The organism is Tissierellales bacterium (genome assembly GCA_025210965.1).
Classification (GTDB): domain Bacteria; phylum Bacillota; class Clostridia; order Tissierellales; family JAOAQY01; genus JAOAQY01.
This window is the reverse complement of record JAOAQY010000034.1, coordinates 1-25499: the sequence shown is the minus strand read 5'-3', so window position 1 is coordinate 25499 and position 25499 is coordinate 1. Positions and strand designations below refer to the sequence as shown.

Here is a 25499-nt window from a genome sequence, read left to right as displayed (position 1 = left end):
TTGATTATTTTAAATCACACAATCTCAACAAACCTATATGGAAAACAATATTGCTCTTTATGATTGTCATCAATAATTAGATAGTCTCCAAAAATGTTTTGTGACAATACTTCATATGTTTTCCCTTTAGTTATTGCAACTGCAAATGTTCTAAAATTATCAATTGCTTGTACTTTTCTTACCATACTACCACTCCCTTTTCTTAGAGTAAAGTTTGATAAATTTTTAACTTATTTACAATATTATAATACATCATTGTTATAATTTTGTCAAACATTTTTTGTTATTTTTTTCTCAATCCATATTCTTCTATTTTATTTACCAATTGTCTTCTGCTAATTTCAAGTATTTTAGCCGCTTGTGTTTGATTTCCGCCATAATATTCAAGTACTTGCCTAATATATTCTTTTTCAAATTCTTTTCTTTTTTCTCTAAGTGGCTTTATTTCAAGTTCAGTACTACAAGCATAATTTTCTTTTTTCTTATACCCAAAACATATTGGTAAATTTTCAGTAGCTATAATTCCGTTTTCAGAAAGCACAATTAATCTATCTAATATATTTTTCAACTCTCTTACATTTCCTGGATAGTCATATGAATATAAGAAGTTCTCTACTTCTTTTTCAATATAGTAAATTTCTTTTCCAAATTGCTTAGAAATTTGCTCCATAAAAAATTCTATAAGCATTTTTAAATCTTCTCTGCGCTCTCTAATCGGCGGAATCTCTATAACTATAGTACTTATTCTATAAAAAAAATCTTCTCGAAAACTTCCATTAAAAATATCCGCTTGCAAATTTTTATTCGTGGCACTTATCAATCTAAAATCAACTTTTTTCGTCACATTGCTACCTATTTTTTCAACTGTTTTATTTTCTATAGTTCTAAGCAATTTCACCTGTATATCAATAGGAATGTCTCCCACCTCATCTAAAAAAAGTGTTCCTCTACTCGCTTCTTCAAATTTTCCACTTCGAGAATTAATTGCCCCTGTAAAAGCTCCCTTTTCATGGCCAAACAGTTCTGACTCAAGCAAACTCTCCGAATATGAATGGCAATTCACAGGAACGAATATCTCTTTGCTTCTTTCACTACAATAATGTATATACTTTGCAAAAACTTCCTTGCCAACTCCAGACTCTCCTAGAATTAATATATTAACATCACTTTTCGCTGCTTTTGCTGCAATTTCAACACTTTTTTTAAACTTTTCATTATTAGATTTTAGTAGTATTCCCTCTAATTCTTCCGTAGTTTCTTTCCTAGTTTGATTTTCAATCAAAGATATTAACTCTTCTGTAGGGTGACTTTTCAGATGATAATAATCCATTCCATTTTTTCTAGCAATCATTATTTTTTCTATATCATGCTTAGATGATAATCCAATTATATGACTATGTTTATTATTATTGACCTCTTTTAATTTTTCAAACATATCTATTGTGAAATTTTTTTCATCCAAATTAACAAGACAAATATCCGCATCAACCCCTTTTTTCAGAAGTTCATCCAAATATCTGTAATGAGTTAACTCATATATTTTTTCTTCCAAAACAATTTTTAATGCTTCTACATACTTTATATCCTCTTCTACTATCGCTAATCGACACCTCATATCAATTTCTCCCCATATTGTATTCACCCCTATTATATCAAAAAAGTGGTACAGTTTAAAAATAACTGACCACTTTTAAAATTATATTGCTATATATTCATAATCATTTCCGGATGCTTTTAAATATTTTTCAAAATCACTATATGAAAGTTCTAAAGTTACGGTGTTTATATTTGGATGAAAACTAATCTTTTTTTCCTTCTTTAAATCCTTATCAATCTTTAGCTCTACTAGATTTTCTTCATCATTTATTAGTCCAAAAGGAGATACTGCACCAGGTTTTAATTTAAGATACTTATCTAATCTTTTCTCCGATGCAAAACTTAATTTTTTCTCCCCTAATTGTTCTGCTAATTTACTCATATCCACTTTTTTATTTTCTTCTACAACTACTAGGTAGTGCCTCTTACCTTTTTGGTCTCTCAAAAATAGGTTTTTACACTGAGCACCATCTATACCTTTCCAGTACAATTGTGCTTCCTCAACAGTTCTAACTGCTGGATGTTCATGTTTCTTATAATCTATACCTAAACCATCTAAATAATTATATACTTTTTCTGCTATCTCCATATTACTACCTTCCCATCTTTCTCATTTTTAATTTCAAAAGGGCTACAGCTTTTCTTGCATCAGAACTGATTAAATTATTTTCTCCAACAACTTCAGTTTCTATTCCCTCTTTTGATTTATTTATATCCACTATAGTATCCATATACTGATTTGTTACTACAAATTTAGCCTGTGTTCCTTGAAATGTTATTCCAACTGTTGGTATATTTCTAGAACCAAGTTGTTCAAAAGTATTTGCATAATCTACATGCGAATTTCCCCATCCATCGCAAGAAAACACAACTCCATCAGCTCTCATAGCTTCTGCCCAAACAGCAGCACGTTCTCCTACAAAATATTTTTCGGTGTTATCTTGTGGTGTTCCCACAACCATAACCCCAAGTAAATCCAAATCCGTATCCTGCTCTATAACCTCAAGTAACGGATCTCTAAAATAATGTAAACTCGTCTCTTTAGTCGAAGGTCCTATTCCCATTTTCCATTCCTCCTATTCTAAGCTCCTAAGAGCTCCGTCTCTATATTCATTTGGACTTAATATGACTGGTACATTTCCCATATCTATAATTGATCTACCACCAATAAATCCACTTGGCTCACTAGCTAACAACCTATTGTCGTACATAGCTCCTTGACCAGCTATTTGTTTTATTAGTACAACTTTTTTCTTTCCTGGTCGGATCTTATCATAGTATTCATGTGATTCAGTACATTCCCTACCATCTATTCTCTTTAATATCTGTCTAAAGTTTTGTATAAATTTATCCCCAGCTTCAAACGCTGCATTTGCTAGTTCTCTGGAAAATGGTACTCCTGCTCTTAATTTTACGTCCATGTGAATTATATAATCTCTTTTGCCAGGTGTTCCAGCTCTATCTAGCACCAATTGATTACTTAGTAACCCTTCACTTGATCCAAATTCATGCATTTGGTTTCCTTCTTCATCTGCTCCTGTAAGCATGAAATATGCTCCAGTAATAGTATGAGTTATTCCTTCGCCAATTTTTCCTATTACTTTTGTAGATATTGGCACTATATCCATGATAGTATTAATTTCTCTATTATGATCTCCAGGCTCTATAATATCAACTTTTATATCAATTATATTTTCATTTGCCTCTTCTATTTCCTGAATTCCATCTAGTGATATTTCTAAAACCTGATTTTTAAGACGATCTTTTTCTCCTAAAATCACCTTTTTCACATGAAATGCCTTGATCACCAATCGCCTCAATTCAATTTCATTCATTGTTTACACCCCCAAAATATAATTTATTCCTTCATTCTCTAGTAATGCAAATTACAAGCCAAAATAGTATTCTTTATTTTTCAACACTTTACTATACTTTTCAAATCAAATTAGTGAAATTTTTTTCTCTAATGAGAAATTTATATCACTAAATTATTTCTGTAATATACGTAATTAAAAACTAAAAAACTGTCTCAAAATAGATAAATGAAACTATTTCAAGACAGCCCTTTGATTCAAGCATATATCAATATTCTATTCCATACTTTCTTACTTTCGAGGCTACTGTTTTATGAGTGATTCCCAATGCTTTACCTGCAGCATTGAAACTCTTGTATTTCTTCATCGCTCTCATTATAACTTCACACTCATACTCTTCCATAGTAGCAATTTCTCCCGAAGAACTCATATTTATAAGACCACTATAATCTGTTGTCTTTGGATTGTATCTATAAACATTTGCAATATGACTAGGAACATCAGCAAAACCTATTATACTATCTTCACTCAATATTGCCATTCGTTCTAGTATATTTTCCAATTCACGAACATTTCCTGGCCAATCATATTGCATTAATGCTTCCATTGCTTTGGAATCTATATCTAGCTCATCAACACATAAACGGTTTTTAGTCTTCTCCAAAAAATAATCAACTAAAAGGGGTATATCTTCCTTTCTTTCACGCAATGCATCCAATTCTATTGGAATTATATTTATTCTATAGTACAGGTCTTCTCTAAATTCACCTTCATCAATCATTTTCTCCAGGTTTTTGTGAGTAGCTGCAACTATTCTTACATCCACATTAATACTTTCATTTCCACCAATTCTCTCAAACTCCTTCTCCTGGATAACTCTAAGAAGTTTTACTTGAACCTCAAGTGGTAAATCACCTATTTCGTCTAAAAACAAAGTTCCACCATGAGCTAATTCAAACTTACCAATTCTTTGGTGATTTGCACCGGTAAAAGCCCCTTTCTCATAGCCAAATAACTCTGATTCTATAAGATTTATTGGAATAGCCCCACAATTAACTGCAACAAATGGTTTATCATTTCTATTTCCGTATTTATGAATAGCTCTTGCAACAACTTCCTTTCCAGTACCACTTTCTCCTCTAATCAGTACAGTCGAATTTGTCTTAGCAACCTTATAGGCTATATTCATTTGTTCTACAAGTGATCTACTTTGCCCTATTACATTATCAAATGGATTCGTAAGCTCTTTTTTATCCTTTACTCTAAGAACTGCAGTTTCTCTCTTAATAGATTTTGAATCTAATGTATATAATCCAACTACGCCTTGATACTCATTATCTTTAAAGAAGGGAAAAGCCATTCCAAAAACACCATCTTTTCGGCCATCATAATTGACGATTCCAGTATATTTTTTTCTATTTTTATATGCCTTTAGAAGCATTTCATCCTTTACAGTATTGAAAATACTTCTTCCTCTAACTATGAAATCACTCATATTAAAAATATCTTCATAAGCTCTATTAATATAGACTATTCGCCCACTAGCACTTACAACACATATTCCTTGTTCAAATGCGTTTAAAACATCTTCATAGTCTTTTGCTGTAACTTCATCTACCCATGAAAATCGATCATTTTTTGGCGTCCTGATAATATTCATACGCTATCTCCCAACCCTTCTAAATATTTATACTCGCTCCATAGTTCTCGTAGCTACTACATCTATTCCCGTTCCTAAAATATTTTCAACAACTACATCACCAGTTTTTATAGGAGCTTCAACTTCCACCTTATTTATAACCTTCATACATTCAAATATGAGTTCTTTTGGAACCGCACCATTTGTTTTAACTGGCAATCTATTTAATATACCACTTTTAATTTTTACAGTTGTAGGAATAACTCTTTTAGGATTTGTCTGCTCTTCTATTGCATAATTATATCCTCTTTTACATGTATTACCATCAACTCTATAGCCATCTGGCTGATTATCATCTTTTATCAAAGTCATTCGACATCCCATAGGGCATACGATACAGATCATTTCTTTTTCACTCATATTCCTCTTCCTCTCTTAAGCCTCTATTTCTATAGAAATCTCTTTGTAATTTTTATCTTCAAATAAAGATTTTTCTAATATAACTTTTTCCATCTCACCAGGTGCCAAATGACGTTTTTTCATACGCTTGATTTCTTCACCATCTGCTTTCACAACCATCTCTGCATTGTGATATACATCTCTAACTCTCATAAATAGAGTTACTTCCTTTTGAACATTTATCTCTCTAATTTTTTGTGGAACTATATATCCTATTCCACTCTGTGGTTTTGTAAGAATAATATTTCCTTCATTTTTAAGCTCTTTATTAACATATTTAGCTGCCATTTCACCAGCTCTTCTACTCTCTGCTGTCACAAAATCAACTAAATCATGAACATGAACGACATTACCACATCCAAAAATTCCTTCAATAGATGTTTCCATACATTCATTTACAATAGGACCACTTGTTCGCCTATCAATTTGAACCCCAGCTCCTCTAGACAATTCATTTTCCGGAATTAAGCCAACAGAAAACAACACTGTATCACAATCATAATGTTTTTCAGTTCCCGATATAGGACGTCTATTCTCGTCAACTTCAGCTATAGTAACACCTTCCACTCGATCTTTCCCTCTTATATCTGTGATTGTATGACTCAATAGCAAAGGTATATTGTAATCATGCAAACACTGAACTATATTTCTATTCAGTCCACCCGAGTACGGCATAAGCTCGGCTACAGCTTGAACCTCAGCGCCTTCTAATGTCATCCTTCTAGCCATAATTAGACCGATATCTCCCGAACCAAGTATAACTACTTTTTTCCCAACCATGTATCCTTCCATATTAAGGTATCTCTGGGCTGTACCAGCACTAAATATTCCTGCTGGTCTATATCCTGGAATAGCAATTGCTCCACGAGTTCTCTCTCTACATCCCATAGATAATACAACTGCCTTCGCTTGTATTTCAGTATACCCATCTTTTGTATTTATCATAGCTATTTTTTTGTCCTCTGATACATCTAATACCATAGTATCTAATTTATAATCAATATTTTCCTTTTTTAATTCCAATATAAATCGTTCTGCATATTCAGGACCTGTAAGTTCCTCTTTAAATTCATGAAGTCCAAATCCATTGTGAATACATTGCTGCAATATACCACCAAGTTCACGATCTCTTTCTATAACTAAAATACTATCTACTCCATTTTTTCTTGCTTCTATAGCTGCTGCAAGCCCTGCTGGACCGCCTCCAATTACTACAATATCATAATTCAACACGTCGATACCCTCCTACTAAATTTCCTTTGTTCTGCCAACAAGTATTTTGGATCCTTCATTTTCCTGTAAAACATCTTCCATATCCATCTTTAACTCTCTAGCTAATATCTCCATTACCCTTGGTCCACAGAATCCACCTTGGCAACGTCCAGCTCCAGGTCTAACTCTTCTCTTTATACCATTTAATGTTCGTCCACCTGCATTTCTGTGTATAGCATCAACTATTTCACCCTCTGTAATCATCTCACACCTGCAGATAATTCTTCCATATCTAGAATCTTTCTTTATCATTTCCGCTTTTTCTTCAGCATTAAGCTCTTCAAATTTTACTCTAGGGCGTCTTTTCGGATTATAGTCTTTATTCTGTTCCAATCCTCCAGATAATTCTTCCACTAAGTCTGCTATATGACATGCTATCGCAGGAGCTGATGATAATCCTGGCGATTTAATTCCAGCACAATTGATAAAATTCTTTGCAAATTCAGATTCTCCGATTATGAAATCTCCAGTAGATGGCTCGGCTCTAAGACCCGCAAATGTAGTAATATTTTTACCAAAAGGAATATCTGCACACGATTTAAGCGCCATATTTCTAACAAACTCAAGACGATCACCAGTAGTGTTTGTTGCTTCTTTCTGATTTTGATCTAAATCTTCTGCATCAGGCCCTACAATAACATTTCCGTCGACAGTAGGTGCAACCAATACGCCTTTTCCAAGTTTTGTAGGACATTGGAATATTACCTTATTAACTAAACCATTAACTTCTTTATCTAGGAGATAGTACTGTCCTCTTCTCGGCTTTATTTCAAATTCTGGGTTATCAACTACCATATTATAAATCTTATCTGCATAAACTCCCGCACAATTGATTACGAATTTTGATTCGAAATTTCCTTTATTAGTCTTGATACTGTAAACGTTTTCCTTCTTCTCAATATCAACGACTTCTGTATTCAAACTAAGTTCCACTCCATTGTCCATTGCATTTTCCGCATACGCTATAGCCAATTCCCAAGGCTCTACTATCCCTGCTGAAGGAGCATATAATGCAGCTACTATCTCATCACTTAAATTTGGTTCCATTTCTTTTATTCTCTTTTTTCCTATGATTTCAAGGCCTGGTATCTTTAGTTCCTTACCATTTTCAAGTAATTCTTCTAATGTAGGAATATCTTCTTCATCAAAAGCAACGACTAACGAACCAATTCTTTTAAAAGGAACTTCTAACTCTTTGCATACATCTCCATACATCTCGTTTCCAAGCGCATTAAATTTTCCCTTATTAGTCCCTACATGTGCATCATATCCAGCATGAACTATTGCACTATTTGCTTTTGTCGTTCCACATGCTACATCATTTGTTTTTTCTAAAATAATCGTCTTCAAATTAAATTTTGATAATTCTCTAGAAACAGCAGCTCCAATTACTCCAGCTCCAATTACCACTACATCATACATTTCGTATCCTCCTCTAATTTCATAGGCATTAAAAAAGCCACACTGAACAGACCCATCATTCCATGGGTGTTCCGTGTGGCTCTCATCATCTCCGCCAACATCTTTAATTGTAGGTCTGTACGGACCTAAAAGACTTTCGTATACTCTAAGTATACACTATCTATTTAATTAAGGCAAGAATTTATGCTTCTTCCCATCCTTTTGCTCTACCAATAGCTCTCTTCCAGCCATCATAAAGTTTTACTCTCTCATCGTTTTCGATTTCTGGCTTAAATTCACGGTTCATTGCCCAACGCTTAGCAATAGTTTCTTTACTATCCCAGAAATTAACTGCCAAACCAGCTAAGTAAGCTGCTCCTAATGCTGTAGTTTCAGTAACTTCAGGTCTATGAACATCAACACCTAATATATCTGATTGGAATTGCATCAAGAAATTATTTGCTACAGCCCCACCATCTACTTTCAATGTGCTAAGAGTAATTCCTGAATCCTCTTCCATTGCACTTAAAACATCTTTTGTTTGATATGCTATAGACTCTAACGTAGCTCTAATTATATGATTTCTATTTGCACCGCGAGTAAGTCCTACTATAGTACCTCTAGCGTACATATCCCAATAAGGTGCTCCAAGTCCAGCAAATGCAGGTACTACATAAACTCCATTTGTATCACTTACTTTTGTTGCAAAGTATTCGCTATCTTTAGCATCACTTATCAATTTCATTTCATCTCTAAGCCACTGAACAGAAGCTCCTGCAATAAAAATACTTCCTTCCAATGCATACTCAACTTTGCCATCAACTCCCCATGCAATAGTTGTAAGCAATCCATTTTTAGATGGAACCATTTTCTCGCCTGTATTCATAAGCATGAAACAACCAGTTCCATAAGTATTCTTAGCCATTCCTTCTTCATAGCAAGCTTGTCCAAATAACGCAGCTTGTTGATCCCCTGCTATACCAGCGATAGGGATAAGTGCTCCACCAAAAGTTTTCTCATCAGTTTCACCATATACTTCACTTGATTGTCTTACTTCTGGAAGCATAGATGCCGGGATGTTTAATTCTTTCAACATTTTCTCATCCCATTTTAAATCTTTAATATTGTAAAGCATTGTTCTAGATGCATTTGAATAATCTGTAACATGTACCTTTCCTCTAGTAAGATTCCAGATCAACCAAGTGTCTATATTACCGAATAAAAGTTCTCCCTTTTCCGCCTTTTCTCTTGCACCTTCAACATTATCTAATATCCACTTGATTTTTGTTCCAGAAAAATAAGCATCTACTACCAATCCTGTATTTTCTCTAACATAATCTTCTAAATTTCTAGCTTTTAACTCATCACAAATCCCAGCTGTTCTTCTACACTGCCAAACTATAGCATTATAAACTGGCTTACCTGTGTTTTTATCCCAAACTACTGTAGTCTCTCTCTGATTTGTAATACCTATCGCCGCTACTTCAAAAGGACTTACTCCAGCTGTTTCCAATACCTCTCTAGCCACTCCTGATTGAGTTCCCCAAATTTCCATTGCATCATGCTCTACCCAGCCTGGCTTTGGATAAATTTGAGTAAATTCTTTTTGTGCTACTTTTACAATTTCACCATCATGATTAAATAATATAGCTCTTGAACTAGTTGTTCCTTGGTCTAACGCTAGAATGTATTTCTTTTCCATTTTATAAATCCCCCTCAATGAGCTTATTTATGGGGGCTAGATGCCCCCATTTCATTTTATAAATTCTACTATATAATTACTTTAGAAAATAATCTGCATTTGATAAAATAAATCCGCCTAAAGTTCCACCAATTACTGCAAATAATGCATTAACTAAACCTTTACTTACATTGTCTCCAGATAATGCTGAAGCTACAAATAATCCAACACCAGCTGCCCATGCCATATCTACCCATGCGCCTGTCTGATGAATTAATCCAATACCATGTGTTAGTGTCCATGTTGTTCCAACGATAAAACCAGCTGCCATCCAGCCACCAATAGCGCCCCAATTCTCTACCATTTTGCCCCAAAGCAAACGAATTAAGAAAGGAAATATAAACGCTCCTGCGAATGTTGTTATAACTTGACTCATTGTCATTTACAATCCACCTCGTTTCCCGATTATTGTTTGTTTAGTACTTTTGACTCTAGCATATAAGCTGTGAACCCACCAACTACGCCACCAATGATTACTACTATCCAAGTTGGAAAAGTTGCTGCCATAGTAGCATTTCCTAAAAATAAATCTTTAGTAGTTCCTGCCACACCTATTCCTAGCGCCATATCTACCCAAGCACCATCGTTGTTGTGAATCCCAACAAAGTGATTCAAAAACCACATTGTACCGATGATTGCAAATCCTGCAAACCAACCACCAGCTATTCCGTATGAGCCTGCAAACTCACCCCATACGCTCATGACAAACATACCAGCTATCGCTGTTCCTAAGATTGTTCCTAAGTGTTTCATCAATCCACCTCCTGATATTTTCGACGGAAAAGGGTTTCCCTGTCGTCAATTATATTTAATGCAATTTGCGTGCCAAGTTGTTTTTGCATTTTTGAACGCATTATCGCAGTAAATCGTATAAACACATTGGTATTTTTTATCAATACCTACTCTTCATTCTATAACTTCTGGTATTTTTTATCAAGTTTAATCCATTCGCGAAGTTTTTCTATGTTATTTTCTATCTCTTCATCAGAAACGCCTGCATATGACAATAAAAAATATTTCGTTTTTTTTATATCTTTCTTACTATAATAGTAATAATCCAGCGGAGTTAATGTCATATTGTTATTATTCCAATTAGTATTTTCATCTATTTTTCGTTTTATACCATTAAATTTGACCAAAATATTCAAACCAGTTTCTTGACCTACTATATCTACATCATCTCCAAATATTTTTTTTAATGAAAGTATCAGTATTTCATTTTTCCTACTATAAATTTTTCTAATACGCCTTATATGTTTTTCAAAATTCCCCTCTCTCATTATATTAGCCAAAACAATCTGGTCTATAGAAGATGCTGTTTGACTATATCTATCTCTTTTACTCTCATATAATTTGCAAAGTGTTTTTGGTAAAACCATATAGCTGATTCTTATGGCAGGCGTAAGCACTTTTGATATAGAGCTTATATATATTACTCTGCCACTCTTATCAATCCCTTGTAAACTAGGTATCGGATTACCTTTATATCTAAGTTCACTATCGTAGTCATCTTCTATAATGTATGTATCATTGTCAATAGCCCAGCGTAATACCTCTATCCTCTTAGCTATAGGCATAACCTGCCCCATTGGGAATTGATGTGAAGGTGTCAAATATAGCAAATCCAAATCCTTTTCTTTTTGTATATTTTTTATAAGCATACTATTTTCTACTTCTATAGGACATATTTTCAAACCCAAATCTTCAAAACGCTTGCTAGCTTTTCTAAATCCTGGCTCCTCAATGCCCACTATTTTAACGTTTTCTCCCAATATCATAACCAATAATGTCAACAAATCTTGGACTCCAGATCCAATTATAATCTGATTTACATCACAATTCACACCTCTAGAACGATGTAAATAATTCATAAGTTCTATCCGCAATAGCTTAGAACCTTGTACTTCACCATATGATGTAAATACTTCTGGACATTCCCTCATAACTTGATTATATGATTTTTTCCAAATACTTATTGGTGCTGCGCATAAATCAATAGACTTTGTAGAAGACACACTATTAACTTCATAATCTACACTCGACTTCACCATATTTTCAGTTTCGACATCATACTTTTCTACAAACTTTGTAAAGTAACCTCTGTGCGGCTTACTTTCAACATATCCCTCCATTATTAATTGTGTATAAGCAGCTTCAACAGTAGTTTTGCTTATGTTCAAATTCTCTGCTAATAGTCTAATTGATGGCAACTTTTCATCAGTTTTTATTTTCCCTTCTAGAATCTCATTTTTTATGTAGTCGTATATTTGTATGTATATAGGCTTTTTTATTTTAAAATCAATATAAGGCAATAATTCCAAAGTGTCCCCTCCATTTATTTCAAATTGTCTCTTTTTTTATGTACAGTTTTAGTGTAACATATCTATAGCAATTGTTAAACAATACTTCGAAGTTAAAATATTAAATCTATAATTGAGGTGACCAATATGACATCTATCAGAAAACTTGTTATCAGTGGACTTATGATTGCACTTGTATTTATTGGAACTTTTTCTATTCGAATACCCGTTCCATTCACTCAAGGTTATATTCATGCAGGTGATAGTATGATTTTCTTATCTGCAGTACTATTTGGTTGGAAAACTGGAGCTCTAGCTGGCGGTATCGGATCAGCTCTTGCTGATGCTATGGGCTATCCACATTGGATTATTCCTACCCTGATAATAAAAGCTCTAATGGGAGCTATAATAGGACTTTTATGTGAAAATCGTAGCGATATGAAATTTCGAATGATACAGGGAGGCCTAGTCGGATTACTAATTTGCCTTACAACAGCACTGAGAATTTATATACCGAGATTATCTGCTAATGCTGTTTTAAGTGCAAATGATGAATTATCCTCTATCTCTGAAGCTAGTAGTTTAATCCAAAATGCAACAACTAACTTTCTTTATATTTTGCTATTTCTAGTTTTAAGTTTTATGCTTTTCATGATTTTCAAGAAAAAACAGCATTCAACTTTGATATCAATAAATCATTATATAGCAATGATAATATCTGGAAGTTTTATGGTTTTTGGTTACTATTTAGCTGCTAGTCTTATGTACGGTAGCTTTGTAACTCCATTATTCAGCATTCCTTCAAATGTGTTTCAGTTTACAATTGGTGGTGGCTTAGCTTTAATACTCATCGTACTAATTGATAAAACACATGGTATTGATAGATTAAAATCATTTTGTAATTGATAAAAACGGATCGATCCAAATTACTTTTGGATTGATCCGTTTTTTAAACTTTCCCAGTATCTTTCTAAAGGTTCTGGTCCTCTAACCACATTTCGTTCAATACTCAGTCTCCCTTTCTCATCGGGTCTTATTCTCCAATCTATTAACATTATCTCTCCATTTAAAATTTCCAGTCCTGTTATATTTCTAGGATGTACACAACAACCATCATTAAAATATGGTACCTCTCCTGGTAGTGGAAATTTAGGTCTATGTGTATGTCCTGCTATCAGTACCTGCTGATTTTCAACAATCCAATTAGTTAATTTTTTTTCTACTTTATGTCTCTTATGCAAATTTTTTGCTGGACTCGCAGGATTTCTAAATCCTATTATATGAAGATATCTCCATATATATCTCATAGTAAACATTGAAAATCTCCACAAATAGTCATTAAATAATTCGCCTTGATGCCCATGAACTACAAATATACTCTCATCGTTTTCTTCATATTCTAAAAGTAATGATTCATATGTCTCTATATTTTTAAATAAATCCCTTTGCTGCTCTGTATATTCGTCAAAAAATTCGAAAAGTTTTTTCTCTACATTAACTGCTTTTTTCAACTCAACGTTATGATTTCCAATCAAATAATAAAACCGTCCCTCTTCGTACAACCGTTTCAATTGCATATATATATCACTATGTGCCCTTCGTATATCAGAAAAGTGTTTATGTTCCCAGAGTTCATCACCATCTCCGACTTCTATATACGTATATCCTTCTTTATAGTAATACTCCATTGCATGATAATAAATATTTTGATTGTGAGCAAATTCATCAGAGATGCTATTATCTCCACGATGACAGTCACTTAAAAATACCAATTTTGAATTTTTGTTAAAAGGTATCTTTTTTGCAGTTTTTAAGATTTTATTTAATCTACGCTCTCTCGTCATTATCTTTCACCTTCATTTTCTTTAAAAGAGTAACCATAAATTTCGTTCCTTTACCTATATCTGACTCAACCTCAATTTCTCCGGAATGTTTATTTACAACAAAGTCATAAACTATACTCATCCCTAAACCAGTTCCTTTACCTATTTCCTTTGTGGTATAAAAAGGATTATATATATCTTCCATCTGTTTTTCATCCATTCCGATTCCATTATCTTCTATCTCAAAGCAAACATTATCGTCGCTTTCATAACTTTTTATCCTCAGTATTTTTAAATTTTTACCACCCATTTCAATCGCATCCACTGCATTCACTATCAAATTAACTAATACCTGGTCTATTTGATTTCCGATAACTTCTATATCTGGCAATTGAGCTAAATCCACATCTACTTGAATATCATCTGTAATTCTATTTTTAGCCAAAAGTAAAGCTGATGTTATACCATAATTTAAATTATATTGTCTAATCTGTCCCTCAATTGATGGGTGTGAAAATTCTCTAAGCCCTTTCACCAAATTCGTCACCCTTCCAATCCCTTCATCTATTTCATCAAAAATACTGCCTAAATCTTCATTTATAAACTTTAAATTGTTTTTATCTTCAATAAGTTTCATTTTATCAATATATTTTCTATACTCTATCTTTTTAGTATCTTCCATAATTTTAGAAATTTGATGATAATTTTCAACTATATCCTTATAGCTTATGAAATAATCTTCCAACGTCTGAACATTACTCTTTACAAACCCTATAGGATTGTTTATCTCATGAGCCAATCCTGCCGAAAGTTGACCAATTGTTGCCATTTTTTCGCTAGCAATCAATTTCTTTTGAGTTTTTAGTAATAATTCATTTTTCTCTACCAATTCCAAATTCTTTCTCTCTAACTTTTTTTCATACTTTTGCTGTTCACTGACATCTTTTATTATATAAACTAGTCCTATAACTTGTTTTTTAGGTCCGTAAATTTGTGATATTGAAACGCTTAGTGCTTTTTGATTTTCTTCGATAGTGTTACTTATTATATTTTTCTGATTTTGCTGTCTATCTTCTATATTTATCAAAGTTTCAATATTTTTCCCAGTATATAGTTCTTCGCTGTCATCAAAAAGGTTTACAAATGATTTATTATATCTACTTATTTCACCATTAGCTGTAGCAACAACTATTCCATCAGCAATATCATCAGCCAAATCCCACATTATATCTTCTAATTTAATTTTAAAAAACTCATACTTGCGAATAGCGTGCCATATAAAAATATTTTTCAATAAATAGGCCATACTAAAGAACTCTGGAATTGCTACACTATCATCACTTATCAATCCTGCACCTAAAGTGAAAAGTACTATATAGATTAATATACCCATTCCAACAAAATAAAATTGATTCTTAAGTCTATTTTTATTTTCACATCTATAACTCCTAAATATAACAAATAAACATAGCACAAAAACAACGCTCGTCCAAATTTGATTAAACATAACCCAATTGTTGATTGGCAGTTCATAGGACCATCCCGCGCTAGTATATTGTAAATTTCCCGATAAATAATTCGTTTTACTATCTACTAAAAATAAAATTGCTCCAGGAACGACTATGCATAGGCTCTTAAACAATGTGCAAAACTTACTAGTACATTCGGTTTTACTTATCTGAATTATAAAACTAAAAAACAATACTAATTCAATAGCCCAAATCGATGACATCTTGAGCCAAACAGTTGCTTCTGATATTGAAAATGAATGTCTCATTTGAAATGTAAAAAAGCACCAAAGCATCTCTATTATAGATAATACTAGAAATAATCTATTTGTTTTACTATGTTTATTCATATTATAAACATAAACTCCGAAAAGCAAAATAAGTATTCCCGCCAATAAATTTAAGTCAGCAATTGATTGCATCATGAAAATCCCCCTATTTTATGACTCTTCTTTATGATTCTATGATATAATAATAAAGCGTATTTGCCTATACGTATTTTTATATTGTAGAAATTAATTGCATGTATTTAACTTATATCAAGAAAGGACGTTTTACTATGGCAATAAAAAATTGTAAATCTTGTGGCAAAATTTTTAATGCTCTAACAGCTAAAGATCGTATTTGCCCAATTTGTAAGCAAGCTGATGTAGCTAATTTTAAAAAAGTAAAAGACTACCTTTATAAAAATAGAGGTGCAAATATACCTACAGTTTCTGAAGAAACTGGTGTACCACAAAAAGATATCGTCAGATATTTACGCGAAGACAGGCTTGAAGTAGCAGATTTAAGTGAAATTGGCATTCCATGCGAACGCTGCGGTGTAAATATAAAAAGTGGTCGTTTCTGCAAAAAATGTCTATCCGAAATGAACAAAGAACTTACTGGTGCTATAAAATCAAGTTCTCCACTACCTAGAATCCCTTCTGCTGACAAAAAAAGTAATAAGATGTTCACTGCTGATTTTAGACAGCGAAGATCTTAAAAATAATCATTTTGTTAAAACGTCTATTTTTTCAAGGCGTTTTTTATTTTGCCTAAAAATAAATCACAATTATTTTATGTGGTAATTAACGTAATTTTGTTTCTATTAACTACTTTTTGTTAAAATTTTAATAATTTCCTTGACAATTTATAGACAATTATGTTATCTTTTTATTAAGAGCTATCGCAATCTTTAGACAATACAATCATTGATTGTTTTTTCGAATTGCGATTTCGTAAAAATAAATAATTGTGTGGCAGATGACTATTGGAGATATGTATTCATAACCGTAGGCGCAAAGAATAGACGTGCTTAATCTATTCTGAAACTCTCAGGTCAGTTACAATAGTCGGACACGCCCCTGGAGAGACTCATTTAATTGGGCATCGAAGAAGCAACTCACTTTTTAGTGACGAAACTCTCAGATAAAAGGACAGGGACAAAAGCATTTTACAACATGTTTTTGCCTAATCGTTCTTTTTTTAATGCAGAAAATTTCGTCATCTTTTAAGTTGGTGCTTCTTTTTTGTTATTAAAAATTTCATTGGAGGTAGTTTATGGAAATTATTAAAGGATTAGGATTATTATTAGGGACACTCGCATTATTTTCGCTCTTCAGCCTCAAAATGCCAAAAGGTCAAAAAGCAATGTCAGGCTTAGCTGATGCTGCTGTTGCAACTTTTTTGGTTGAGGCCATCCATAAATATATCGCTGGCGGTATATTTAAAATCAATTTTTTCAACCAAGTCGGATCAGCAGCCGGCAGCATGGGTGGTGTTGCCGCTGTGATTCTTGTAGGGTTGAATTTAGGTATCAATCCAGTATATGCTGTTGCTGCCGGTGTTGCAGTTTCAGGTTATGGAATCTTACCAGGATTTATTGCAGGGTATATAGTTGCACTTATTGCTCCTAGAATAGAAAAAGTCTTGCCAACGGGATTAGATTTGATCGTCGGAGCTCTAGTTATAGCACCTTTTGCAAGATTACTAGCTAGCGCATCAGATCCGATAGTTACTCTTGTTTTAGAAAACATTGGAGTTACTATCAACTTAGCCGCAGAACAATCTCCACTATTAATGGGATTCTTACTTGGCGGTATGATCAAAATGATTTGTACTTCTCCACTTAGCTCTATGGCTCTTACTGCAATGCTTAGTTTACAAGGATTGTCTATGGGAATAGCTGCTATTGCATGTGTTGGAGGATCTTTCACAAATGGATTGATTTTCAAGCGTCTTTCATTTGGAGATAATAGTAATGTTTTAGCAGTAATGCTTGAACCACTTACTCAAGCTGATATAATAACTCAAAACCCAATACCTATTTATTGTTCTAACTTTATAGGTGGTGGATTAGCGGGATTAGCAGCTGCATATTTTGGAATAATTAATAACGCACCAGGAACCGCTTCACCAATTCCTGGATTACTAGCTCCTTTCGGATTTAATCCAGCAATACCAGTTATAATGGCTTTAATTTTTGCTATTCTCGGTGGTACATTCGCTGGCTTCCTTGGAAGTATGGTATTTAAAAGCTATAAGAAACAAACAGTAGCTGAATCTGAAGTTCAATTTAATGATAGTGAAATTCAATCAGCATAATATATTAAGATAAGGTTTTATAAAAGAAAGGCTGTCTCCCGGCAAAAGAGACAGCCTTTGTTTTGCAAAAAATTATTCAAAAACTTCTATAGTTCTTTTTAAAATCTCTACCGCACTCACTACACCTTTAGCTTTTGTTTTTTCATAGTTTTCAAGTTTTGAATGCCCTGGAGTTATAAACACTTCCGATACACAATCCATTGATTCATCAAGTTTTGAATCCCCTGCTGAAACTACTTTTATTGCATTGTATTTTTCTCTCAAATATCTTAGAGCTGCACCCTTACTAAGTCCTTTAGGTAAAAAATATATTTTTCTGCCTTGATCCGAGCATTTCCATTTCATCTCATCAATTTTATCCATAATATATTTAATATTTTTCCTATCAAATAGTTCTTCTTCAACAACCAAGTAAGCAAATAAATTTTCAGCTTGCCTTATTTTCAAAACACCCTCAACCGATTCGAGTTCGTTAAGTCTTTCCATGAATAAATTTAACGGCAAGCTCTCTGATATTTCAGATTTTATTCTTTCACTCCAAACCTCATCTATTTCACCATTTTCAATTATTATTCCACCATTTGCAACCACTGCTGTTTGAACCTCTACTGGTAATTTTATTCTATTATATTGCTCAATTGTTCTCGTAGTTATTGGTACAAACTTATTTCTTAGTAATATTTTCTTTAAATTACTTATGGCCTCTAAATCCATGTACGAAAGTGGCGAATCTTTATATATCTCAACACACTTTACATTTTTTTCATTCTCTATCCAGCGCTTTGAGTATATAAGCGTCTGGTCTAAATCACTTGCAAATATATTCATCTTACTCTCCCTTCAGCGCCTTTACTATTCCACAACATTGATACGCCTCTAATGGATACGTTTCTATTGGTATATTTTTTTCTCTAGCCAATTGTATTACATGCTCAATATTCTTTGCATCTTCACGAACTAAAATCTTCCAAGGTATTCTTCTAAGTAATACTCTAGTAGTCTCACCTATTCCAGGTTTAATGAAGTGAATACTCTCTATTTCAAAATCTTTCTCAATTCTTTTTACATCTTTCTGACCAATCCAATTCACATTTTCCAAATCAACATCAAACTCTTTCACTTCATTTTCAGCTTCAACTTTAATAGATTCAAATTCACGTTCTATCTCTTCAATGTAGTAATTAGATAAATCTTCATTTTTTAACTCTCTATAGAATTTCACACCATGATAATCATTTTTATCTATCATATCTTCTCTGTAGACAGTTCTACTCAATAACCCTGATATAGTTGAATTCAAGCATGCATTTGGAATCAAAAAATCTTCTCGAGTTCCATATATAGCTGTACATGCTCCTGGATCTGCTAAAACCGCTAATTCATCGCTTAAATTTTCTCTTTTCCCATAGATTTTGTCTATCTCTGATAATGCTTCTTTTAACTCTTTGGTTATTGAACCTTTTCCAGTCCATCCATCTAAAAATTGAATCTGAGAATTAGGGTGTCTCTGAAAAATATATTCCATAGCATTTTTGTCTATTCCGCGACCTCTAATAATAGATATACTATAATGTGGCCAATTGATTCCTCTGACTTGTTCCATATATCTCTTAACTAAAACCCCAGCTGGCGAACCTGCTCTAGCTAATGATACCAAAACTACGTCTTCCCCTCTAGCCTTCAATATTTTTTCTGCTGTAATCCCCACCGCTAGGGCTAATTTAGATTTAAATTTTCGAAGCGAATCATGAAATAAATCTAAATAAATTTTAGATGGTTTATATTCTATTGGCAACATTTCCGAATAGTGAACACCAGACTGTATTGCCTTCTCTCTCGTTTTATTATCTTTCTCTTCTATGCGATTGCCTAAATTTTTCAGCAAAAAAACTATATCTTTTTCATCATAGCTTCCCATTTGAGGTGGATCGCTTTTTAAATTATTTTTATTGCAACTAAAATAAAACATTCTAACATTGTCGCAGTATTTTTTTAGGCAATTATATAGATAATTATTTGCCTTACTTAATCCTTCTCCTTCCGTCATTATAAGTATAGTATTATATTCTTCTTTCTCAATATTATATACATAATTTACTACACCTTCATTATATAAGCTATAGTGGGCTATTCCATTTTCAATTGGATAATCTCCACCTTCATATGGATAGATCGGGCTTCTTGTAGTTGACTTAAAGTACACCTCTCCATCTAATTTATCAGCTATACACATAGGTACATATATAAATTCTTCTGTTCCAAGAATTAATGTTTTACCACTTACATAGGGCTGAATATTTTTGGATATATCATACATAATTTTTTTCCCACGTTTGTGAGTATTTCTATTTAATCCAAATCTTCCTGTATATCTCATATATTTCGAGCCTAAATCCAATAATTCATCATCTTTTTCTTTTGATAAAGATTCAACAAAGACACATTTATTCTTTTCATTAGTCTTTTCAAATTCCCTATTTAACTTTGACTCATCAAAAATTTCATGTTTTTTTATTTCATCTAAATTAATTTCACCGTTTTCTATATTATCAAAATAGCCATCTATCAAACTATACACCGACACATTTAATTCATTTTCTCTTGAAAACAAATCAAATTTATCTCTATATTCTTTTTTTCTCCAATCAAGTAAACTTAAAATATCAAAATTCTTTATGTGGAAAGTTTCATTTATTGATTTCATTATATTTAAAAGAGTATTACCTGTAGAAATTTCATCATCAACGAGTATGACTCTATTGATACCATCCAGTTTTAAATTTTCATTTTCATAAATTTTGTGTGCTGTAGCATGAGAATGTTCTTCTTCGAAACATATTGTATTTCCACTATGTCTTAGATTTTCTCTAGTAGTATGGTAAAAGCCCTTAACATTTTCAAATGCATCAAAAACGCCGTGAGAAAGACCTGTAGCAGTCTCTGCAAATCCTATTACTAATGTATCTTCATCAATTTCATATCCTCTTGACCTATCTATAATTCCTTCATGTTCATTTTGCCTAACTCTATTTATAAGATCTTCTCTATCAAAAGCAAATTTAGAAAATCTTGACTCATAATAATGCATAGCTAAAAGTCTGCTGACATCTAATGCTCTTTTTGGATTTACACTTAAATGTTTTCCAAGCACCTTAGATACAAACAAAAAACGTCTTTTCGGATTACATCTAGTTGCCATTTTAAAAAAATCATCTATATCTAATTCATATGGATTCCTCTCTACATTTAGTTCTATAGAGTAATGATTTTCAATATTATTTTTCACTAACCATACCTCCTAGTTGAGATATGATAGATAAATAATCATACCCCTTATTAAATACACCATAAACTTTAGCCCTTGTAAGTATTTTTCTAGCCCAATACGTATGTGGCTTAACTTCATTCATTTTATTTCCATAATCGCTTTTGAAAACTCCACCATTACCATCTTCTCCAATTATAGCAATTGCATCTAAATATTCTTCATGATTTACTGCATAAAGTGCGTTTACTATAGTAACATGTGATGGATGTATAACAGTTTTACCAACCATACCATTTTCTTTGTCTTTCAAAATCTCTCTTATTAAACCATCTAAATTATTTTCAATAAGTTTCGATCTTAAATCAAGACCTTGTTCTCCAAAAAATTCATGAAAAGGAGTCGCCCTAAGTAACGGCTTTAAAAGCCTGTCATTGTCAAAATACTCCCAAACCGTACCTGAAACAATGTAATTTTCTTCCTTTCTAATAAACAAATTAAGTATAGCGTTTATACAGTCTCTAACTAATTGGATTTCATAAACAGTATAATCCTTCCCTCGTCTTATCCCAAAGTAAGAACAAAAATCTGTAGCTCCAATCCTTATATTTAAAACATCATCTCTACAATTACTCAATAATTTCTTTATAAAATTAAGCGTCTCAAGTCGAGTTTCCACATACATTAAATCACTTGATTCTAAAATGGGCATAAAATAATGTTTAGTAGCCGTATCTTCATTAAATTTTTTAAAAACCTTCACATATTCTAAGCCACTTTTACTGTCAAATTTTGGAAAAACAAAACCAGTTAATAACGACTCTACTATATGTACTTTAGATGAAAGTTCTTCAAAATGTTTTGGTGATCTCACTCTTATAAATAAAAACGGTATTTCTTCCTTTTTTATTTTGCTATTTTCAACTGCTACTTTAATTTCATTTAATTGATTTATCAAATTCTGTTCAGCATATTCAACGTCTTCATCTTTTATAGCATCTTCTAAACATACAACTAAAGTTCTAACCTGTGGATATTTTTTGGAAATAATTATATCGGCTAAATCTCGTCTTGTAGCAGGCATATAGAGTGCTGCTCCCACAGCATATTTCAGTATTTCGCTATCATTGTAGTCAATTCTTTCTGGTTGCTTATAGAATATTTCACACCTAAGCTCTTCTGTTAAATAACCAAAGTACTTCATTTTTTAACCTCCCCGTTAGTTAAAAAACAGCTTCCTAAGAAGCTGTTTAGTTTGAATTTCTAAATATATGATCTATTGATAACGTGCAACTATTTCTCTAAGTCCTGGTTCGTTAGTTCCTTCACCGATAGCTCCAAATTTCCATTCGCTGCCATGTCTATATATTTCACCAACCACCAACGTAGTTTTACCAGCATAACTTTCAGTTAAATTATACTTACAGAGTTCTTTATTTCCAGTTGCATCAACAATTCTGATAAAAGCATTTTTTATCATACCAAAATCTTGTTTTCGCTTTACACAATCGTATATATTTACAACAAATATCGCTTTCTGAATCTCTTGTGGAATATTATTTAAATCTAATAATATTTGCTCGTCATCGCCCTCACCGTCTCCAGTAAGATTATCTCCTTGATGAATAATGCTACTATTTTGATTTCTTAGATTTCCAAAATAAATCAAATCAGCCTTCGATCTAAGCTTATTATTTGAATCTAGTAGTAATACTGATGCATCGCAGTCTACTTGTGCTGTTTTCCCTCCAAATAAACCACCTAGCATTCCTCCGCCACTTCGCTCTGCCGGATCCCAACCTAAACCGACTAAAATACTAGAAAGTCCAGCATTGCTCTTTGTTAAATCAATTTTTTGTCCCTTAACTAAATTAATACTCATAATTTCGTCCTCCTATAGGGTCTATTCTACACATCTAGTCCATAATTTCTACAAAGTGCTGCAAGTCCACCTTGGAATCCACTTCCTATGGCATTAAATTTCCACTCACTATTATGTCTGTAAAGTTCACAAACTACCATAGCAGTCTCCACAGAATATTCTTCTGTCAAATCGTATCTCAAAATTTCTTCATTAGATTCCTCGTTAACTACTCTAACAAAAGCATTGCTAACTTGTCCAAAATTTTGACTTCTTGCTACAGCATCATGAATTGTTACAGTAATAGCTATACGATCAACATGAGCAGGAACCTTGTCGAATTCAATTACTAATTGCTCATCATCGCCTTCGCCTTCACCAGTTCTATTATCTCCCGTATGAACAACGCCACCACTAGGATGCGTCAAATTATTATAAAAAACAAAATCTAACTCATTTTGTGCCTTTCCTTGCGAATCAACTAAAAATGCTGAAGCATCTAAATCAAAATCCATTCCACCATCATATCTATTTGTATCCCATCCTAAACCTATGATAGCTTTCTTTAAATTATTGTCCTTTGTTAAATCAATTTTTTGTCCTTTTACTAATGTTATTGTCATACGTCTCGACCTCCTGTTTGCAATCTGTTAGTGTATTATGCTATTTATATAGTTTATACGTTAATTCCAAAATTGTTGCAAAGTGCAGCTAATCCACCTTCAAAACCAGCTCCGATAGCTGCAAATTTCCATTCACCATTGTGTTTGTACAATTCACCAATTACTACTGACGTTTCGATACTATAATCTTCACTCAAATCGTATCTAATCAACTCTTCGTTAGTAGCTTCATCTAATACTCTAATAAAAGCATTACTTATTTGACCAAAATTCTGACCTCTAGTATCAGCTTCATGAATAGTTACAGTAAATGAAATCTTTTCAACATCTCCTGGCACCTTTGACAAGTCAATTTTAAGCTGCTCATCATCACCTTCACCTTCACCAGTTAAATTATCTCCTAAGTGCTGAACCGATTGTGATGCGTGCATCAAGTTATTATAAAATACGAAATCTCCGTCACTTGCTACCTTTCCAGTTGCATTTGTTAAAAACGCTGCTGAATCTAAATCAAAATCATTTCCACCATCATACTTATTTGTATCCCATCCTAAGCCTACAACTATCTTCTCTAGTCCTGGATTAGTTTTTGTTAAATCTACTTTTTGTCCTTTTGATAAACTTACAGCCATAGTTTCTTTGATTAAGCAATTTGCCTAACCAAATTCACCACCTTTCTAAATATTTTTTATTTATAATTAAAGTTAAAAACATGCTTCAAATTTAATTTTACCACCATTTCACCGCTATGCCAACAATGTAAACTAAAAATGTTATATATCCCATAAGCATAACAAATGCATCGTTTTTCTTGACGCCAGATTTTTTTAAAAGTACCCATGCCGTTATTAGCATAGAAATTACTAAGAAGAAAAGCGCCCCTGCATTTTGAGCAAATGAAACTGGTATACTCTGCCCAGCAACTAGCATTGGCAAACCTAAACATATACAGATATCAAATATGTTTGATCCAACTGCATTCGCTATAGCTCCATCAGCATCGCCACGCTTAGCTGATTTTATAGATAAAAATGTATCCGGAATAGAAGTTGCTGCTGCGATTATTATTACAGATGTAATAAACTTAGGTATAGACAAGAATTCTGCCACAACACCAGTTGATGCAATTATAGCATCTACACTAACCCAAACAGCTGCCATCGTTACTACAATCCAAAATATAATTTGAGGATAACTCAAATCTTCTACCTCTTCATCGTCATCTTCTTGCTCTTCTAACTTTTTTCTATGCGCAAGAGTTTGTTTGTGTAAAAACAAAATATATCCTACATAGACAGCCACTAACAACAATCCCGTTGTAAAATTAAATTGTCCAGTATACATTGACACTCCTAAAACTACTAGTGACAACAAATAGAAAAACATGTCTCTATAAACATTTTGCTTTTGAACTTTAAGTGCTAATACGCCTTTGAACGCTAATATACTAGCCATTGGTATAAGCAATACGTTAAATATACCAGAACCTGCTATAGTAGGTACACAAACATCTGCAAACTCTTTATAAATAAGAACTGCAATCATCGCTGTAGCAAATTCAGGGAATGATGATGCAATGGCATCGAACGTAGCTCCTCTTACTGTTGAAGG

General features: G+C 32.9%; 25 protein-coding genes and 1 riboswitch. Of the genes, 3 read left to right on the top strand and 22 right to left on the bottom strand.

Features of this window, described 5'->3' with window-relative positions; translation table 11 throughout:
• Positions 1-14: 14 nt before the first annotated feature.
• From N4A40_02060 to N4A40_02000, 13 genes are all read right to left on the bottom strand, one after another.
• Positions 15-185, bottom strand: coding sequence for a hypothetical protein (locus tag N4A40_02060; GenBank protein MCT4660617.1), 171 nt, complete (start codon positions 183-185; stop codon positions 15-17).
• Between the two features lie 98 nt (positions 186-283).
• The gene (locus N4A40_02055; protein MCT4660616.1) at positions 284-1615 is read right to left on the bottom strand and encodes a sigma-54 dependent transcriptional regulator; all 1332 of its coding nucleotides are present in this window, start codon (positions 1613-1615) and stop codon (positions 284-286) included.
• Positions 1616-1696: 81 nt separating this feature from the next.
• On the bottom strand, positions 1697-2185 hold the full coding sequence (locus N4A40_02050; GenBank protein MCT4660615.1) for a prolyl-tRNA synthetase associated domain-containing protein: 489 nt from the start codon (positions 2183-2185) through the stop codon (positions 1697-1699).
• Between the two features lie 4 nt (positions 2186-2189).
• On the bottom strand, positions 2190-2660 hold the full coding sequence (locus tag N4A40_02045; GenBank protein MCT4660614.1) for a glycine/sarcosine/betaine reductase component B subunit: 471 nt from the start codon (positions 2658-2660) through the stop codon (positions 2190-2192).
• Between the two features lie 12 nt (positions 2661-2672).
• Positions 2673-3431 (bottom strand): proline reductase cluster protein PrdD, encoded by a 759-nt coding sequence (prdD, locus tag N4A40_02040; GenBank protein MCT4660613.1) that lies wholly within the window; start codon positions 3429-3431, stop codon positions 2673-2675.
• A gap of 247 nt (positions 3432-3678) precedes the next feature.
• A complete protein-coding gene (locus N4A40_02035; GenBank protein ID MCT4660612.1) occupies positions 3679-5070 on the bottom strand; it encodes a sigma 54-interacting transcriptional regulator in 1392 nt (463 codons plus the stop codon).
• A gap of 27 nt (positions 5071-5097) precedes the next feature.
• On the bottom strand, positions 5098-5469 hold the full coding sequence (locus N4A40_02030) for a DUF1667 domain-containing protein (protein ID MCT4660611.1): 372 nt from the start codon (positions 5467-5469) through the stop codon (positions 5098-5100).
• A gap of 15 nt (positions 5470-5484) precedes the next feature.
• Entirely contained in the window at positions 5485-6741 is a 1257-nt protein-coding gene (locus N4A40_02025) for an FAD-dependent oxidoreductase (GenBank protein ID MCT4660610.1), read from the bottom strand.
• A gap of 15 nt (positions 6742-6756) precedes the next feature.
• On the bottom strand, positions 6757-8202 hold the full coding sequence (locus N4A40_02020; protein ID MCT4660609.1) for an NAD(P)/FAD-dependent oxidoreductase: 1446 nt from the start codon (positions 8200-8202) through the stop codon (positions 6757-6759).
• Positions 8203-8383: 181 nt separating this feature from the next.
• Positions 8384-9883 (bottom strand): glycerol kinase GlpK, encoded by a 1500-nt coding sequence (gene glpK / locus N4A40_02015; protein MCT4660608.1) that lies wholly within the window; start codon positions 9881-9883, stop codon positions 8384-8386.
• A 76-nt stretch (positions 9884-9959) separates the two neighbouring features.
• Complete coding sequence (locus tag N4A40_02010) at positions 9960-10304, bottom strand: hypothetical protein (GenBank protein MCT4660607.1); 345 nt, start codon at positions 10302-10304, stop codon at positions 9960-9962.
• A gap of 23 nt (positions 10305-10327) precedes the next feature.
• On the bottom strand, positions 10328-10675 hold the full coding sequence (locus tag N4A40_02005) for a hypothetical protein (protein ID MCT4660606.1): 348 nt from the start codon (positions 10673-10675) through the stop codon (positions 10328-10330).
• 158 nt (positions 10676-10833) lie between these two features.
• Positions 10834-12243: a PLP-dependent aminotransferase family protein gene (locus N4A40_02000; GenBank protein ID MCT4660605.1), complete on the bottom strand. Its 1410-nt coding sequence runs from the start codon at positions 12241-12243 to the stop codon at positions 10834-10836.
• Between the two features lie 126 nt (positions 12244-12369).
• Here N4A40_02000 and N4A40_01995 point away from each other — a divergent pair, with 126 nt between their 5' ends.
• Positions 12370-13128 (top strand): ECF transporter S component, encoded by a 759-nt coding sequence (locus N4A40_01995; protein MCT4660604.1) that lies wholly within the window; start codon positions 12370-12372, stop codon positions 13126-13128.
• Positions 13129-13148: 20 nt separating this feature from the next.
• Here N4A40_01995 and N4A40_01990 read toward each other — a convergent pair whose 3' ends face one another.
• Positions 13149-14066 carry a hypothetical protein gene (locus N4A40_01990; GenBank protein ID MCT4660603.1) on the bottom strand — a complete coding sequence of 306 codons (918 nt, stop codon included), beginning with the start codon at positions 14064-14066 and terminating at the stop codon, positions 13149-13151.
• Positions 14050-15978 (bottom strand): ATP-binding protein, encoded by a 1929-nt coding sequence (locus N4A40_01985; protein MCT4660602.1) that lies wholly within the window; start codon positions 15976-15978, stop codon positions 14050-14052. Before N4A40_01985 ends, N4A40_01990 begins: the two co-directional genes overlap by 17 nt.
• 134 nt (positions 15979-16112) lie before the next feature.
• On the opposite strand from N4A40_01985, the gene N4A40_01980 reads away from it, so the two are divergent.
• The gene (locus N4A40_01980) at positions 16113-16538 is read left to right on the top strand and encodes a MerR family transcriptional regulator (protein ID MCT4660601.1); all 426 of its coding nucleotides are present in this window, start codon (positions 16113-16115) and stop codon (positions 16536-16538) included.
• A 351-nt stretch (positions 16539-16889) separates the two neighbouring features.
• Positions 16890-16985: riboswitch (glycine riboswitch) on the top strand.
• A 110-nt stretch (positions 16986-17095) separates the two neighbouring features.
• Complete coding sequence (locus N4A40_01975; protein MCT4660600.1) at positions 17096-18139, top strand: PTS sugar transporter subunit IIC; 1044 nt, start codon at positions 17096-17098, stop codon at positions 18137-18139.
• A 72-nt stretch (positions 18140-18211) separates the two neighbouring features.
• Here N4A40_01975 and N4A40_01970 read toward each other — a convergent pair whose 3' ends face one another.
• From N4A40_01970 to N4A40_01940, 7 genes are all read right to left on the bottom strand, one after another.
• Positions 18212-18967, bottom strand: a complete 756-nt coding sequence (locus tag N4A40_01970; GenBank protein MCT4660599.1) for a hypothetical protein — start codon at positions 18965-18967, stop codon at positions 18212-18214.
• 1 nt (position 18968) lies between these two features.
• Entirely contained in the window at positions 18969-21425 is a 2457-nt protein-coding gene (locus tag N4A40_01965) for a phosphoribosyltransferase (GenBank protein MCT4660598.1), read from the bottom strand.
• Positions 21415-22608 carry an HpcH/HpaI aldolase/citrate lyase family protein gene (locus tag N4A40_01960; GenBank protein ID MCT4660597.1) on the bottom strand — a complete coding sequence of 398 codons (1194 nt, stop codon included), beginning with the start codon at positions 22606-22608 and terminating at the stop codon, positions 21415-21417. Before N4A40_01960 ends, N4A40_01965 begins: the two co-directional genes overlap by 11 nt.
• Positions 22609-22680: 72 nt before the next feature.
• Positions 22681-23286: a TerD family protein gene (locus tag N4A40_01955; GenBank protein ID MCT4660596.1), complete on the bottom strand. Its 606-nt coding sequence runs from the start codon at positions 23284-23286 to the stop codon at positions 22681-22683.
• Between the two features lie 26 nt (positions 23287-23312).
• On the bottom strand, positions 23313-23888 hold the full coding sequence (locus N4A40_01950) for a TerD family protein (GenBank protein ID MCT4660595.1): 576 nt from the start codon (positions 23886-23888) through the stop codon (positions 23313-23315).
• A 53-nt stretch (positions 23889-23941) separates the two neighbouring features.
• Positions 23942-24520 carry a TerD family protein gene (locus N4A40_01945; protein ID MCT4660594.1) on the bottom strand — a complete coding sequence of 193 codons (579 nt, stop codon included), beginning with the start codon at positions 24518-24520 and terminating at the stop codon, positions 23942-23944.
• Positions 24521-24617: 97 nt separating this feature from the next.
• On the bottom strand, positions 24618-25499 hold an 882-nt coding region (locus N4A40_01940), incomplete at its 5' end, for a hypothetical protein (GenBank protein MCT4660593.1).

Bases quoted from the DNA above. Each gene is read 5' to 3' on its own strand.
- N4A40_02060 (MCT4660617.1), bottom strand. From the start codon at position 185: ATGGTAAGAAAAGTACAAGCAATTGATAATTTTAGAACATTTGCAGTT.
- N4A40_02055 (MCT4660616.1), bottom strand. From the start codon at position 1,615: ATGAGGTGTCGATTAGCGATAGTAGAAGAGGATATAAAGTATGTAGAA.
- N4A40_02050 (MCT4660615.1), bottom strand. From the start codon at position 2,185: ATGGAGATAGCAGAAAAAGTATATAATTATTTAGATGGTTTAGGTATA.
- N4A40_02045 (MCT4660614.1), bottom strand. From the start codon at position 2,660: ATGGGAATAGGACCTTCGACTAAAGAGACGAGTTTACATTATTTTAGA.
- prdD (MCT4660613.1), bottom strand. From the start codon at position 3,431: ATGAATGAAATTGAATTGAGGCGATTGGTGATCAAGGCATTTCATGTG.
- N4A40_02035 (MCT4660612.1), bottom strand. From the start codon at position 5,070: ATGAATATTATCAGGACGCCAAAAAATGATCGATTTTCATGGGTAGAT.
- N4A40_02030 (MCT4660611.1), bottom strand. From the start codon at position 5,469: ATGAGTGAAAAAGAAATGATCTGTATCGTATGCCCTATGGGATGTCGA.
- N4A40_02020 (MCT4660609.1), bottom strand. From the start codon at position 8,202: ATGTATGATGTAGTGGTAATTGGAGCTGGAGTAATTGGAGCTGCTGTT.
- glpK (MCT4660608.1), bottom strand. From the start codon at position 9,883: ATGGAAAAGAAATACATTCTAGCGTTAGACCAAGGAACAACTAGTTCA.
- N4A40_02010 (MCT4660607.1), bottom strand. From the start codon at position 10,304: ATGACAATGAGTCAAGTTATAACAACATTCGCAGGAGCGTTTATATTT.
- N4A40_02005 (MCT4660606.1), bottom strand. From the start codon at position 10,675: ATGAAACACTTAGGAACAATCTTAGGAACAGCGATAGCTGGTATGTTT.
- N4A40_01995 (MCT4660604.1), top strand. From the start codon at position 12,370: ATGACATCTATCAGAAAACTTGTTATCAGTGGACTTATGATTGCACTT.
- N4A40_01990 (MCT4660603.1), bottom strand. From the start codon at position 14,066: ATGACGAGAGAGCGTAGATTAAATAAAATCTTAAAAACTGCAAAAAAG.
- N4A40_01985 (MCT4660602.1), bottom strand. From the start codon at position 15,978: ATGATGCAATCAATTGCTGACTTAAATTTATTGGCGGGAATACTTATT.
- N4A40_01980 (MCT4660601.1), top strand. From the start codon at position 16,113: ATGGCAATAAAAAATTGTAAATCTTGTGGCAAAATTTTTAATGCTCTA.
- N4A40_01975 (MCT4660600.1), top strand. From the start codon at position 17,096: ATGGAAATTATTAAAGGATTAGGATTATTATTAGGGACACTCGCATTA.
- N4A40_01970 (MCT4660599.1), bottom strand. From the start codon at position 18,967: ATGAATATATTTGCAAGTGATTTAGACCAGACGCTTATATACTCAAAG.
- N4A40_01960 (MCT4660597.1), bottom strand. From the start codon at position 22,608: ATGAAGTACTTTGGTTATTTAACAGAAGAGCTTAGGTGTGAAATATTC.
- N4A40_01955 (MCT4660596.1), bottom strand. From the start codon at position 23,286: ATGAGTATTAATTTAGTTAAGGGACAAAAAATTGATTTAACAAAGAGC.
- N4A40_01950 (MCT4660595.1), bottom strand. From the start codon at position 23,888: ATGACAATAACATTAGTAAAAGGACAAAAAATTGATTTAACAAAGGAC.
- N4A40_01945 (MCT4660594.1), bottom strand. From the start codon at position 24,520: ATGGCTGTAAGTTTATCAAAAGGACAAAAAGTAGATTTAACAAAAACT.